Raw genomic sequence first — 13,548 nt, 5'->3', positions numbered from 1 at the left:
CTTATTCGGAGGCATGAATGAAACGCTTCACCGTGGCCACGACGGCCCTGTTGCTCACCCTCGCGGGCTGCTCGACCGGCGGCGGGGACGCCGGCGGCGACGACAGCGTGCTGACCCTCGCGGCGGCCGGCTCGGCGCCCGCCCAGGCGGTCATCGACGCCTTCAAGGCGGCCAACCCCGGCATCGAGGTCAAGACCACCTTCACCGAGGACGACGCCTCGTACCAGCAGCAACTGCGCACCCAGCTCTCCTCCGGCACCGCGCCGGACGTCTTCCGCATCTGGCCCGGCGCCGGCAACTCCACCTCCGTGCTCGACCTGAGCAAGGACGGGCTGCTGGCCGACCTCTCCGGCGAGCCGTGGGCGGCCAAGGTCAACGACGCCGAGAAGACGGTCAGCTCCGACGCCGACGGCAAGCTCGTCGCGCTGCCGGTCACCATCGGCGCGATCGGCGCCGTCTGGAACGACCAGGCCGTGTCCAAGAGCGGGCTGACCAGGCCGGCGACCTTCCCGCAGGTGCTCGACTTCTGCAAGGCCGCGCGCGGCAAGGACACGTACGCCTTCGCCCTGGGCCTCAAATCGGCCTGGGTCACCCAGCTCATCCCGTACGCCCTGACGTCCACCCTGGTCTACGGCCCGAACCCGGAGTTCACCGCCGACCAGCTCGCCGGCAGGACCACGTTCGCCGGGTCGGCCTGGAAGGACGCGATGGACAAGTACGCGCAGATGAAGGACGCGCAGTGCTTCAACCCGAGCCCCAACGGCGTCGGGTACGACGAGCAGATGCAAATGCTCGGCCAGGGCAAGGCGCTCGGCGCCGTGCACGTGCTCTCCGCCGTCGCCAACGCCAAGAAGTACGCCACCGCGGACACCACCTTCTCGATGACGCCGTTCCCGGCCACCGACAAGGAGGCCGACACCTTCGTCCCGGTCTCGGTCGGCATCGCCTACGCCGTCAACGCCAAGGCCAAGAACCCCGAGCTGGCGAAGAAGTTCCTCGACTTCGTCGCCGGCGAGCAGGGCCAGGAGGTGTACGCGACCAAGGCCGCCGCCGCGCCCGCCCTGCCGACCACCCTGTTCAAGGCCGACGCCCTCCAGCAGCCCGTCCTCGACGCGCAGACCGGCGGCAAGTCGACCGTCTACCCGGACCAGCGCTGGCCCGGCCCGAAGGTCCAGTCCGAGCACCTGATCGCCATCCAGGAGCTGTTCAACGGCGACATCGACGTCCCGGCCGTCCTCAAGCGACTCGATGAGGCCTTCGCCGCCGAGAAGTGACACCACCGGCCGGCGGGGCCACGCCCGCCGGCCGGCCCCCTGACACCGAGAGGACGTTCATGTTGTTCGAAGGGGTTCTGTTCTTCCCCGTCACCCCGTTCGGCCCGGACGGCGAGCTGGACGAGGCCACCCTGGCCAAGCACGTCGACCGGGGCATCACGGCCGGCGCCGGCGGCGTCTTCGTGGGCTGCGGCACCGGCGAGTTCCACGCCCTGTCGCCGGCCGAGATCGAGCGGTGCGCCCGGGTCGCGGCCACCGCCGCCGCCGGGCGCGTGCCCGTCCTCGCCGCGGCCGGCGGGCCGCTGCCGGTCGCGCTCGACCACGTCGCCCGGCTGCGCGGCGCCGGCGCCGACGGCGTCCTGCTGTTCCCGCCCTACCTGGTGAACGGGTCGCAGAAGGGCATCCTCGACTATGCCCGGGCGGTGACCGAGGCGGCCGGGCTGCCGACCGTCTACTACCAGCGGGGCAACGCGGTGCCGACTCCCTCGACGGCGGCCGAGCTGGCGCGGCTGCCGCACCTGGTCGGGCTCAAGGACGGCGTGGGCAACGTCGAGCTCATGCACCGCACCGTGCGGGCCGTGCGGCGGGTGGCCGGCGACGACTTCCAGTTCTTCAACGGCCTGCCCACGGCCGAGGTCACCGTGCCCGCCTACCGGGGGATCGGGGTGCCGCTGTACTCCTCAGCGGTGTTCGCCTTCGCGCCGGAGATCGCCCTCGCCTTCCACCGGGCCATCATCACCGGTGACACGGCCACCGTGGGTGCGCTGCTCGACGGCTTCTACCACCCCCTGGTCGAGCTGCGCGACCGCGCGCCGGGGCACGCGGTCTCGCTCATCAAGGCCGGGTTGCGGCTGCGCGGGCTCGACGCCGGTGGTGTGCGGCCGCCGTTGACCGACGCCGCGCCGGAACACGTGGACCGGCTGGCCGCCCTGATCGAGACCGGCCTGCGCCTCGCGGAGCGGTCATGAGGATCCGCGACCTCGAGATCACGCCGATCGCCTTCGCCGACCCGCCGCTGCTGAACTCATGGGGCGTGCACGAGCCGCTCGCCCTGCGCTGCGTCCTTCAGCTGCACACCGAGGAGGACGGGCTGATCGGCCTGGGCGAGTGCCCGGGCGACCGGCCGTCGCTGGACCGGCTGCGCGCGGTCCGTGCGGCGATCCGCGGGCTGAGCGTCTATGCGACGAGCCGCATCGAGCAGGCCGTGGACCGGGCGCTGGGCGAGCGGATCCGCCCGATCGACCGGCGCAGCACGTTCTCGGCCATCGAGGTGGCCTGCCTCGACGTGCAGGGCAAGCTGGCCGGGCAGCCGGTCAGTGAGCTCCTCGGCGGCGCGGTGCGCGACGCCGTGCCGTACAGCGCCTATCTGTTCTACAAGTGGGCCGGGCATCCCGGCCAGGACCCGGACGAGTGGGGCGCCGCGCTCGACCCGGCCGGGATCGTCGCGCAGGCGCGGCAGCTCATCGACCGCTACGGCTTCGCCTCGATCAAGCTCAAGGGCGGCGTCTTCCCGCCGGACGACGAGATCGCGGCGATCCGCGCGCTGCGCGACGCGTTTCCCGCTCACCCGCTGCGGATCGATCCGAACACGGCGTGGACCGCGCCGACGTCGGCCAAGGTGGCGGCCTCGCTCGACGGGATCCTCGAATACCTGGAGGACCCGGTGGCCGGCGTCGAGGGCATGGCCGAGGTGGCGCGCGAGGCCGGCATGCCGTTGGCGACCAACATGTGCGTGGTCTCGTTCGACACGATCGCGCCCGCGGTCTCGGCGGGAGCCGTTCAGATCGTTCTCTGCGACCATCACTATTGGGGCGGCCTGGCGCGGACCCGGCAGCTCGGTGCGGTGTGCGAGGCCCTCGGGCTCGGCCTTTCCATGCATTCCAATTCGCATCTCGGCATCAGCCTCGCGGCGATGACCCACCTCGCGGCCGCCACGCCGAATCTGACGTACGCCTGTGACACGCACTATCCGTGGAACGCCGCCGACGACGTGGTCGTGCCGGGGGTTCTGCGATTCGAGAACGGGAGCGTCCCGGTGCCCCGAGGGCCGGGACTCGGCGTGACGCTCGACCACGACGCGCTCGATCGGCTGCACCGGCAATACGTCGGCTCCGGGCGGCAGGTGCGTGACGACACCGGATATCTGCGGACGGTCCAGCCCGATTTCGATCCCCGGCTGCCGCGATGGTGACCTGGTATCTGTATCCGTGGGACGTGCTCGGCGATCCGGCCGCTGTGCACCGCCTTCTCGCGTTCGGTGTCACCGATGTCGCCCTGGCCGCGGCCTACCATTCGGTGCGGGCGGCGACGCCCCGGCATCCGCGACATCGGGTCGTCGACGCGTCGCATGCCGCGCTCTATCTGCCGGTGCGGCAATCGGCGTGGCGGGACGCGGCGTTGCGGCCCCTCGCGCCGGGGGAGTGGGCCGCGCCGGACGCCTATCTGCAGGCCCGTGATCTCCTTGTCTCTCATGGCATTCGGGTACGGGCGTGGGTGGTGCTCACGCACAATTCGGCCCTCGGCGGCCGGCACCCCGATCTGGTCGTCCGCAACGCCTTCGGCGACCGCTATCGCTATGCGCTCTGCCCTTCACAACCCTCGGTGCGGGATTACTGCGCCCGGCTGGCCGCCGAGGTCGCCGCCCATGACGAGCTGATCGTCGAGGCGTGCGGGCCGCTCGGCATCGGGCATCAGAGCACGCACGAGAAGACGGCGGGCGCCGACTGGTCCCCGACGGATGCGGCTCTGCTCTCGATCTGTTTCTGCGATGCCTGCCGGGCCGGCTATCCCGAGGCGCTGGCGTCCAGAGTCCGCGGCGCCGTCGGGGCCGGGCACGCCGATCCGGCGTCGGCTCTCGGGCCGTTCACCGAGGACGTGCGAAGGGTGCGCGCGTCCGCGATCGCCGCGTTGCGGGCGGCGATGCCCGAGCCGGCCACGTTTCACGCGAGCGCGGACCCGTGGGCGACCGGCCCGGCGGCAGCCGTGATCGACAGGCCGGGCTCGTACGTGATCCCGGCCTGGGAGAACGGAGCGGAGGCGCTCGCGGCGGCCCGGGCGGCGGCGGGACCCGAGTCCTCTCTCGCCGCCTACGTCACGATTCTCGGCGCGGGGCCGCCCTTTCGCGACGCCGGCGACCTGCACGTCTCGCACTTCGGGCTCGCGTCGGACGCGCGGCTCGCCGCCTTTCTTGCCTGAGGGGAACGCCTTGGAAGTCCTGCTGTGGCTCACGCCGAAGATCTTCGACGATCTCGCCGACCCGGAACCGGGCGTGGAGGCGTTCTTCGACCACCACGCGCAATGGCTGGCCGGACGGCCGGTCACCATCGCGTTCTGCGCCGGCAACGGCGACCACATCCTGAACTACTCGGGCGATCGCTCGGTCGTTTTCGACTGGGCCCGCTACAACTGCTACGCCGCCGGCGACGGCGTCACCCGGCGGCACAATCTCGACTGGCTGTCGCGGGTGCGTGAGGGTGGGGAGCGGTCGGACAACCCGTACTCGGCGGGCCCGATGTTCGTCCTCTCCGAACAGCAGATGGACTACCGCCTGCTGGCGGGAATCTATGCCGCCATCCGTTCCTCGGCCGCCCGGCGCGGCCTTTCCGTCCGGCTGCTGGAGTATCTGGAGCCCGGGCCCGAGTTCTGCCGCAGTGAATGGAAGACGGAACGGCATCCGGAGGTGGCCGCCGCGACAGCGGACGCCGGCGGGCACATCGTGCCGGGCGTCATCGACGTGACGCTGCCGCTCGCCGCGGATCCGCACCGATATGCCGCCTATCCCGGCGGTGTTCCCGAGGGCCTGCCGGCCGGCGATTTCGTGGCGGCTCAGACCGGTGCCTTCGTCCGCGACTTCGGCCTCGACGGCGTGCTGCTGGGCAATCAGTTCGGCCTGGTGGGCTTCTGGCGGCCGTCGAACGCGCCGCCGCTCACCCCGGCCCGGGTCGCGGGCATCGATCGGTTCTTCGCGCGGATGCGGGCCGAGCTCGGCGAGGCGCTCGTCTATTGGATGGACACCTATTGGCCGGTCGACGTCGAACGGTCGGCCTGGGGCATGACCGACGAGGCGTACGCCACCCTCGACGCCGTTCTCGTCTCGACCTTCGCCGTGCTCGTCGAGCGGACGCAGATCGTGCCGAACGTGCGCAGCAAGGCGGCGCTCAACGGCCCCCGGGTGATCTTCGGGCTCGACTTCGTCGACCCCTGGTACTGGTACCGCACCCACCTCGACGATCGGCGGACCTACCGCTACCAGCGCGAGGTGCTGGTGGCGGAGGCCGCCTCGATCGACGGGGTGTCGTATTTCGCCAACGACACGTTCGGTCATTTCGTGCCCCGGCGATGGCTCGACGAGACCCTCTCGGTCCTGCGTGCGGCCTTCAGGGCAGCCGCATGAGGGTCGGCAGGTAGGCGGACGCCACCTCCTTCGCGAAGAACCCGCCGAATCGCAGGGCTGTGGCGACCTTCCGGGTGCCGGTGGGGCGCACGGTGCCGAGCATTCGTGCCACGTCACAGACCTCGAGCGTGGCGTGGCCGATCGGTTTCGCCTCGTACCGGTCCTCGGGCCGGGTCATCGACAGGCGCAACCGGGTGGTGGCGCGCCAGGGGTGCAGCCCGTGGCGGCGGCCGATGCTCTTGACGCCGCGCAGCAGCCAGTCGCGGCCGTCGTCGTCGGTGAACGGCAGCAGGTAGATCATCGACCGTTCGGTGCTGCCGCCGGCGGGCGCCAGCAGATGCAGGACCCCATCGCGGACGGCGGCCGGCGACGCCGTCCGGCCGGCGATCTCCACCGTTCCGCTGACCTCGGCCGTGTGCACCGGATCGTCGAGCAGGGCGCGCAGGTCCGGGATGCCGACGGTGAGCCGCAGCACTATCGGGCGGATGCCGGCCGGCAGCCTCAGGTGACCGCGCATGGTCTCGTCGAAGCGCAGTCCGCCGGCCGGCCGGGGGCGAGGGCCACGCGCGATCACCGCCCGGACCGCTCGGTCCTCGGGCACGACGGCGCGCACCGCCCGGGCTCGTTCCGGGGCGGTCCAGCCCGGATCGCCGGTGATCCGGCGGACGGCGACCTCGATGCACCTCTCGGCCACCGCGGCGATGGTCAGGGAGGGGTTGCCGCCGGTGGCGCCGGGCAGCGCGCCGCCGTCCAGCACGTACAGGCCGGGGTGCCCGAAGACCTGGCCGTCCGCGTCGACGACGCCGGTGTCCGGACCCGCGCCCATCGGGGCGCCGCCGAGGTTGTGCACGGTGACCGGCTGCCGGAACAGCCGCCAGGTCGGTGTGGTGAACGGCCGCCCGCCGAACGCGCGGACCACCGCGCCGGAGATGCTCTGCTGCTCGGCGTAGAGCGGGTCGTTGCGGGTCACGTCCCAGGAGACGCGCAGCCGCTTTCCCGTGCGGGTCAGCGAGATGCGGCCGTCGGCACGGTCGCGGCCCATGGCGAGGAGCACGGCGGCGTCGCCCGGCGCCTCGTCCAGCCTGGCCGCCACGCCCCGGGTGGCGGCCAGCACCTGGCGGGTCCCGTCGCCGACGAGCTGCGCGACGTGGGCGGGAAGGCGGGACAGGTGCAGAGTGCGCACCAGCCGCATGAGGTGCTGGGAGAACCCGCCGTCCTCCAGGACGAACCAGTGCTCCCGATCGGTGCCGGTGCTGCGGATCAGCGAGGCCGTGGTGATGGTCGGCCCGCTGTGCGGCTCGAACGGCTCGGTGAGGCCGTCACCGAAGCTGAGGAAGTCCCCGTTCCCGGAGTAGCGGCTGCCGAGCGCCTCCGGCAGGCCGGGCAGGGTGCCGTACTGGTCTCGGCTGCGCAGGAGCAGTTCGGTGCTGCCGAGCGCGCCCGCGCAGAGGAAGACATGCCGCGCGGTGACGTCGCGTTCGACGGCTCCGTCCGGGTGCCCGTGCTCGCGGAGCCGGACGCGATAGCCCTCGTCCGTGCGAGCCAGGTACACCGCCTCGGTACGCACTCCCACCGTGGCACCGTGCTTCTCGGCGACCGCGAGATAGGTCAGGTCCAAAGTGTTCTTGGCGCCGACGTTGCAGCCGATGTCGCACTCGCCGCAGAACGTGCAGCCCCGCTGCGGGACGCCGAACCGGTTCGTCTGGTGCGGGCCGTGGTCGTCGAAGGTGACCGCGAGGTTGGGGTGGAAGAAGCCGTCGGCGTGGCCGAGGTCGTCGGCGGCCCGTGCCATCAGGCGCGTCTTCGGGGGCAGCTCGCCGGTGCGAGGGTCGGCGGGCACCGGCCGCACGTTCAACATGTACGAGGCGAGGTCGTAGTACGGGTCGAGCATCTGCCGGGTGTACGGCGCCGGCCAGCGATCGTCGAAGACCTCGGCCGGCGCGCGCATGGCGACGTTCGCGTAGACCAGCGATCCTCCGCCGTAGCCGGCCGCGCGGACGGCGAGGATGTCGTTGAGCGGCAGCGCGTCGTAGAGGCCGTGCCCGCACATCCACAGCCAGCCGTCGTCGAGGCGGGACAGGTCGCGGGGGAAGTCGCCGGGCCGCCAGCGCCGGCCCCGTTCGATGATCGCCACGTCGACGCCGGCCTGGGCGAGCCGGCACGCGGCGACGGCGCCGCCGAACCCGCTCCCGATCACCAGCGCCTCGTAGTGGTCGCGGTCGAGGTACTCGGCTGTCTCCGGCAAGGTCATGTCTGCGTCCCTCCTGGTGATCGATGAGCGGGTCCGGGCCCGATGCGTCACGCACCGGGCCCGGACGGGGTTCTCAGTTGCCCCGCTGCGGGGCGCTGCTGCCGGAGTACTCGGGCAGGTCGGCGACGAGCTTGGTGAGCTCGGCGTCGTTCTCGTACCGCTTCTTGTGCAGGGCCGCGATCTTGGCGCCGATCTCGGGGTCCGGGTCGTCGGTGATGTCGTACGAGTCGAACTTCTCCACCAGGGGCAGGCCCACCCGGTCGGTGTTGCTGTGGGCCGGGTGGGTGAGGTACTCCCAGTAGCCGTCCAGGTCCTCGATGACGAAGACGGCGCCCCACTCGAACTCGCCGCCGAAGTCCGGGCCGACGACGAACGACTTCACCGACGGGATCACCCGGCCCTGGTTGCGCAGGCTCTCCAGCGCGACCTCGAGCTGCTCCGGCGTGACGCCTTCCTTGATCTTGAAACGGTTGCCGTGGTAGATCATCTTTCTTCTCCCTCTGTGATGGGTGGGTGGGTTCTCAGCGCCGGAGGTACCGGGCGCCGAGGGCCGTTGCGGCACCGGCGAGCAGGACCGCGCCGGAGTAGGTGAAGGTCGCCGCGATGCCGAGCGCGTCGACGATCGGCTGCATCAGCAGCGGCGACAGGAACTGGCCGAGGAAGATCGCGGTGACCAGGCCACCGAGGATCCGTCCACGCCGGGCGGCGGAGGCGATCTCGGCGAGCCGGGTGTTCAGGTTGGGCACCACCAGGCCGACCCCGAGGCCGCCGATGAGCACGCCGGCGGCGAGCTGAGCGAGCACGGTCGCGGTTCCGGCGACCGCCCAGCCGGCGCCGAGCAGCGCGATGCTCAGGGCGGTGATCGTCGCCGGGTGCAGGCGCCGCCGCAGCCGGGGAAAGGCCAGGGCGCCGGCGATGCCGGTGAGGGTGCTGCCGGCGATCACCACGCCGGTCATCGCGGTGCCGGTGTGGAAGCCGGTGAGCCGGAACGGCAGCTGGGTGGGCGCCATGTAGAAGATGACCGTGACGGCCGCCGCCAGGGCGTACACCCCGATGATCTCCCGGCGTGCGCCGGCTGCCGGTGCCGTCGCGGTGGGGGTGACGTTCGCCGTGCCGGTGCGCCGCGCGGACTCTCGCAGGAAGAGGGCGGCGGCCGGCAGGATCAGCGCGGCCACGGCGTAGAGCAGGAAGGGCGAGCGCCACGAGATTCCGGCCAGGACGCCGGCCAGCGGCAGGAACACGACCCCGCCGAGGCTGGCGGACGCTTGCTGCAAGCCGAGGAACCGCGCCCTGCCCGGCCCGTCGAACCAGTCGGCGATGACGGTGCTGACCGCTGTCATGACGCCGCCCACCGCGGCGCCGAGCAGGGCCCGGCTGGCGATGAGGACACCCAGGTCGGTGATCAGGAAGCCGGCGGTGCCGGCCAGGGCGTACAGCGCCAGCGAGGTGAGCAGCAGCGGGCGGCGCCCGACGCGGTCGGCGAGCAGGCCGGCCACCGGAGCGGTCACGGCGATCGCCAGGGACGTGACGGTGAGGGTCAGGCGGACCAGGACCTCGGCCCCCGGGGTGCCGGCGTACGCGGCGGTCATCGCGGGCAGGCTGGGGGCGATGATCGCGGCACCCATGATGGTCAGGCTCGCCGCGGCGAGGATGGTGGCGCGTGCGGCGGCGGCCGGCCGCGACGCCCGTGTCGAGATGGCGGTAGTCATGGTTCGTGTCACTCCGAGCCGTGCGTCGGGTGTGCGGGACCGGCGACGCCGGTGTAGGCGAGGTGCCAGAGCATGCCGTCGGCGGCGTGCTCGAAGTTGTGGCAGTGGTCCATCCAGATGCCGGGGTTGTCGGCGGTGAAGGCGATCTCGTAGGTCTCGCCGGGCGCGACGTTGAGGGTGTCGGTCCACCAGGGACTGCCGTCGACCGCCGTGTCGTTGCGGGACAGCACGCGGACACGGTGGCCGTGCAGGTGCATCGGATGGTCGATGATGCCGCGGTTCGTGATGCGCATCCGTACGGTGTCGCCCAGGTCGGCCATGACGGCCGGGATGGCCGGGGCGGAGGCGCCGTTGACCGTGTTGGCCCAGGTGAAGGCGCCGTTGGCGAATCCGAAGCCGTTGTCCAGGACGAAGTCGTAGGTGCGGTTCGCCGCCGGAGCCGGGGTGGCGTCCGGGGTTCCGTAGTGGGCCGGGTCGAACAGCGGCCCGTCGGCGGTGGCCGGCGCCGTGACAGCGGCGCCGCCGGCTTCCGGGGTCAAGGTCAGCGCAGGGGTCGTGGACGCCCCGTCGGTGTGCATGCTGACGGTCACCGGTGTGGCGGGCATCGGGAAGCCGACGTCGTAGCGGCCTCCCGCGGCCAGCAACAGGATCCCGCCGGCGGGCAGGGCGCCGGGCTCGTGGATCGCGTTGCCGTCGATGGCGGTGACGCGGTGTTCCGTGCCGGTGATCCGGATCCGCTGCGGGTCCGGTGAGCTGTTGATCAGGCGCAGCCGGACCGGCGTACGGGGATCGACGTGCTCGGCCGACGCGGTGTCGGCCGTGCCGAGCGCGCTGACGAGGTCGTCGCCCGCGGGCCATTGGTGCGTGAAGAGGGTGGCGTCGTGGGTCTCGGCCCCGGGCGGAGCCTCGATCAGCAGGGCGCCGAACAGTCCACGGGCGACGGCGTCGGCGGAGTCGCGGTGGGTGTGGTACCAGAAGGTGCCGGCGCGGTCGGGCACGAAGCGGTAGACGTGCCGGCCGCCGGGCGGCACCGCGTCCTGGGTGAGGCCGGGCACGCCGTCCTCGGCGTTGGGCACGTCGACGCCGTGCCAGTGGACGGTGACGCCCTCGGTCACGTCGGTGTTGATCAGAGTGACTTCGACCAGCTGTCCCCGCTCGGCGCGCAGCGTGGGGCCGGGGGAGGTGCCGTTGAAGGTGAGCCCGTCGATCCGCGCGCCCGAGCTCAGCGTGACGGTGCCGTGGGCGGCGACCAGGGTGAACCTGACGTCCGGGGTGCCCTGCCGGGGCCCGGTGAGGGTGGCGATGTCGATGCCGTGGTGGTCGTGGCCGGTGGCGCTCGCCGGCGCCTGGTTCTGGACGTACAGGGCCGTGATCGCGGCGGCCAGCGCCAGCGTGGTCAGGCCGGTGAGCCACGGCAGGCGGGCGGCCGGCGATCCGGCGCTCCGGCGGCGCAGCAGGGCGGAGGCGGCCACGCCGGTGGTGGCGAGGACGGTCAGGACCGTGGCGATCACCACGGCGCGGGCGGCCGGATCCTGCGGCACCCAGGCGAGATAGGTGGAGAGGAAGACGCCCACGGCGGCGATCTGGGCGGCGATGCGGTTCGCGACGGGGCGGTTCGCCGAGGCGACGGTCACCGCGAGGGGTATCACGGCCACCGGCAGCCCCACGGCGACGCGGTCGGTGACCAGGTGCCAGTTCTCGGCGGCGAGAAGGGCGGCCACGACGACGCGGGCGGCGACCAGCGCAACGGTGATGATCAGAGGCCACCGCAGCGAGCGGCCGCGGGCGGCCCGCAGGCCGAGCGGGATGGCGCCGGCCGCGGCGAGGGCCGCGAGCAGCAGGTCGGTGATGAACAGCGGCTCAGCCACGGTTTCTCCTCACGATGTCGAGACGAGTTCGGGTGGGCGGTGGAACGGCCGGCCGGGGGAAGCCGGCCGTCCCACCCGTCTGCGGGTCAGTCCCAGAGGCTCAGGGCGATGACGAAGGTGAGCACCGGCAGCAGCAGCCACGGCTCGGAGAGAACGAGGACCGCCGTGACGGCGAGCGAGACGTAGGCCAGGCCCTTGGCGATCCGGCGGCGCGTCCTGCGCTTCCTGCTCTTGTGCGGTGCCAGGTCGGCCGGGGTGGTGGTGAGGGTGGACATGCTGATGCTCCTGTTCAGGCGGTGGGGTTCTCGGCGGTGTTGCGCAGCTGCTCGAGCCAGGACCGGATCGAGGCGTCGAGGGCCTGGCGCAGGTTCTCGGTGTCGGCGCGGACCGGGTTGCCGTCCCACGACTCGGCGGTGCCGACGATGGTCGCGTCGCCGTCGGCGGTGAAGGTCCACTCGTGGATGCCGGTGATGCCGTGGGCCGGGCCGCCCCAGAGGATGCGATGCGGGGCGTCGACGTCGTAGACCGTGGAGATGACGGACAGGCCCGCCGTCGTCCAGTGGAAGGTGGAGCCGGGCCGCAGCGGTCCGTCGGCGTACGCGGTGTCGATGTCGCTCTGCCAGCTGGTCCAGCGGTTCACGTCCGTGTGCAGCGCCCACACCCGGTCGATCGGGGCGTCGATGCGGATCTCGTGCCGAACGACGACGGCGGCGCCGGTGTCGATGTCAGTGATGGTCATGTCGGTTCCTCCAGGCGGTGGCCGGTCCCACCGGCGATCACCGGTGCGACTTGAACTTTGCTGGCGGCAGCCGGTCATTCGCCTGGTCATCGACTGTTCAGAACTGCTCATCGCTGGTCAGCTCCCGGCACCGGAAAGGCGGAAGCCGCCTGTGCCGGCCCTTCGCAGGGCGGGCACAGACGGCTCTTCTTGCCAGGAGACGAAGGTGTCAGGTCTTGCCAGGAGACGGAGGTGTCAGGTCTTGCCAGGAGACGGAGGTGTCAGGGAACGAGGGACCGGAGCGTGCCGCCTTCGACCTTGAGGGCCGCGCCGGTGGTCGCGGAGGCCTGGGCGGAGCTGGTGAAGACGATCAGGTCCGCCACCTCGGACGGGCGGATCAGGCGCTGAAGCAGGGAGGTGGGGCGGTACTCGGCGATGAACTGGCGCTGGGCCTGATCGAAGGTGGCGGCATCGGGAATCAGAGCGGTGATGTACTCCTCGATGCCCTCGGTGTGGGTGGGCCCGGGCAGCACGGAGTTCACGGTGACGCCGGTGCCGGCGGCGGCCTTGGCGAGGCCGGCCGCGACGGCGAGCAGGGCCGTCTTGGTGACGCCGTAATGGACCATGTCGAGCGGGGTGTCGACGGCGGTCTCGCTGGAGACGAAGACGACGCGCCCGAAGCCGCGAGCCATCATGCCGGGCATGTACTGGCGGGCCAGGCGCACACCGCTGAGGACGTTGACGTCGAAGAAGCGGCGCCATTCGCTGTCGTCGATCTCCAGGACGGGCGTGGAGGCGAAGATGCCGGTGTTGTTGACGAGGACGTCGACGGCGGGGACGGCCTCCAGGAGGGTTCGGGCGCCCTCGGGGGTGGTGACGTCGGCGGCGACGGTGACGAGGTCCGCGGCGGGGACGCGCTCGCGGATTGCCTCGGCCGCCGCCTTCAGGCGCTGCTCGTCACGGCCGTTGAGAACGGTGCGGGCCCCGGCCCGGGCGAATGCCTCGGCGGTGGCGAGGCCGATGCCCATCGTGGAGCCGGTGACCAGGGCGGTCCGGCCGGTGAAGTCGATCTGCATGATCATCCCTTGCTCTGAGCGGGGCGAGTGCCCCTGCTCCGCCTCGCTCGAGTTTGAGACGGAACGTTCTCACTCAGAATGAGACGGAGCGTTCTCTCTTGTCAATCCATGAGAGAGAACGCTCCGTCACATATGATCAGGCACACATGCTCAGCCGGTGGGGCGCTCGGCGGCCTCGCGGATCAGGCCGAGCCAGGAGACGAGCGAGGCGTCGAGCGCCCGCCGCATGTTCTCGGTGTCCGCGCGCACCTGCCGGCCC

The 13,548-nt window shown here is 71.9% G+C and carries 12 protein-coding genes; 5 read left to right on the top strand and 7 right to left on the bottom strand.

What is annotated here, in order from left to right; translation table 11 throughout:
* Positions 1-17: 17 nt before the first annotated feature.
* The 5 genes from Ade02nite_RS45045 to Ade02nite_RS45025 are packed head-to-tail and all read left to right on the top strand — an operon-like array spanning position 18 to position 5,667.
* The gene (locus Ade02nite_RS45045; protein WP_203777573.1) at positions 18-1,274 is read left to right on the top strand and encodes an ABC transporter substrate-binding protein; all 1,257 of its coding nucleotides are present in this window, start codon (positions 18-20) and stop codon (positions 1,272-1,274) included.
* Positions 1,275-1,333: 59 nt separating this feature from the next.
* Positions 1,334-2,242: a 5-dehydro-4-deoxyglucarate dehydratase gene (locus tag Ade02nite_RS45040; RefSeq protein ID WP_203777571.1), complete on the top strand. Its 909-nt coding sequence runs from the start codon at positions 1,334-1,336 to the stop codon at positions 2,240-2,242.
* Positions 2,239-3,465: a glucarate dehydratase family protein gene (locus tag Ade02nite_RS45035; protein ID WP_203777569.1), complete on the top strand. Its 1,227-nt coding sequence runs from the start codon at positions 2,239-2,241 to the stop codon at positions 3,463-3,465. The genes Ade02nite_RS45040 and Ade02nite_RS45035 overlap by 4 nt, the downstream gene beginning before the upstream one ends.
* The gene (locus Ade02nite_RS45030) at positions 3,459-4,469 is read left to right on the top strand and encodes a hypothetical protein (protein WP_203777568.1); all 1,011 of its coding nucleotides are present in this window, start codon (positions 3,459-3,461) and stop codon (positions 4,467-4,469) included. Before Ade02nite_RS45035 ends, Ade02nite_RS45030 begins: the two co-directional genes overlap by 7 nt.
* Positions 4,470-4,479: 10 nt before the next feature.
* Complete coding sequence (locus tag Ade02nite_RS45025) at positions 4,480-5,667, top strand: hypothetical protein (RefSeq protein WP_203777566.1); 1,188 nt, start codon at positions 4,480-4,482, stop codon at positions 5,665-5,667.
* On the opposite strand, the gene Ade02nite_RS45020 is transcribed toward Ade02nite_RS45025, so the two are convergent.
* From Ade02nite_RS45020 to Ade02nite_RS44990, 7 genes are all read right to left on the bottom strand, one after another.
* Positions 5,651-7,918, bottom strand: coding sequence for a GMC family oxidoreductase (locus tag Ade02nite_RS45020; RefSeq protein ID WP_203777564.1), 2,268 nt, complete (start codon positions 7,916-7,918; stop codon positions 5,651-5,653). The genes Ade02nite_RS45025 and Ade02nite_RS45020 overlap by 17 nt on opposite strands.
* A 73-nt stretch (positions 7,919-7,991) precedes the next feature.
* A complete protein-coding gene (locus Ade02nite_RS45015; protein WP_203777562.1) occupies positions 7,992-8,405 on the bottom strand; it encodes a Dabb family protein in 414 nt (137 codons plus the stop codon).
* 34 nt (positions 8,406-8,439) lie between these two features.
* Positions 8,440-9,627 (bottom strand): MFS transporter, encoded by a 1,188-nt coding sequence (locus Ade02nite_RS45010; protein WP_203777560.1) that lies wholly within the window; start codon positions 9,625-9,627, stop codon positions 8,440-8,442.
* An 8-nt stretch (positions 9,628-9,635) separates the two neighbouring features.
* Positions 9,636-11,495, bottom strand: a complete 1,860-nt coding sequence (locus Ade02nite_RS45005) for a multicopper oxidase family protein (RefSeq protein ID WP_203777558.1) — start codon at positions 11,493-11,495, stop codon at positions 9,636-9,638.
* Between the two features lie 86 nt (positions 11,496-11,581).
* The gene (locus Ade02nite_RS45000; RefSeq protein WP_203777556.1) at positions 11,582-11,770 is read right to left on the bottom strand and encodes a hypothetical protein; all 189 of its coding nucleotides are present in this window, start codon (positions 11,768-11,770) and stop codon (positions 11,582-11,584) included.
* A 14-nt stretch (positions 11,771-11,784) separates the two neighbouring features.
* Positions 11,785-12,234, bottom strand: coding sequence for an SRPBCC family protein (locus Ade02nite_RS44995; RefSeq protein WP_203777554.1), 450 nt, complete (start codon positions 12,232-12,234; stop codon positions 11,785-11,787).
* A gap of 260 nt (positions 12,235-12,494) precedes the next feature.
* The gene (locus Ade02nite_RS44990; RefSeq protein WP_203777552.1) at positions 12,495-13,289 is read right to left on the bottom strand and encodes an SDR family NAD(P)-dependent oxidoreductase; all 795 of its coding nucleotides are present in this window, start codon (positions 13,287-13,289) and stop codon (positions 12,495-12,497) included.
* Positions 13,290-13,548 lie beyond the last annotated feature (259 nt).

The sequence above is a fragment of the Paractinoplanes deccanensis genome (genome assembly GCF_016862115.1).
GTDB lineage: Bacteria > Actinomycetota > Actinomycetes > Mycobacteriales > Micromonosporaceae > Actinoplanes > Actinoplanes deccanensis.
This window is presented reverse-complemented; position numbering and strand designations above follow the sequence as displayed.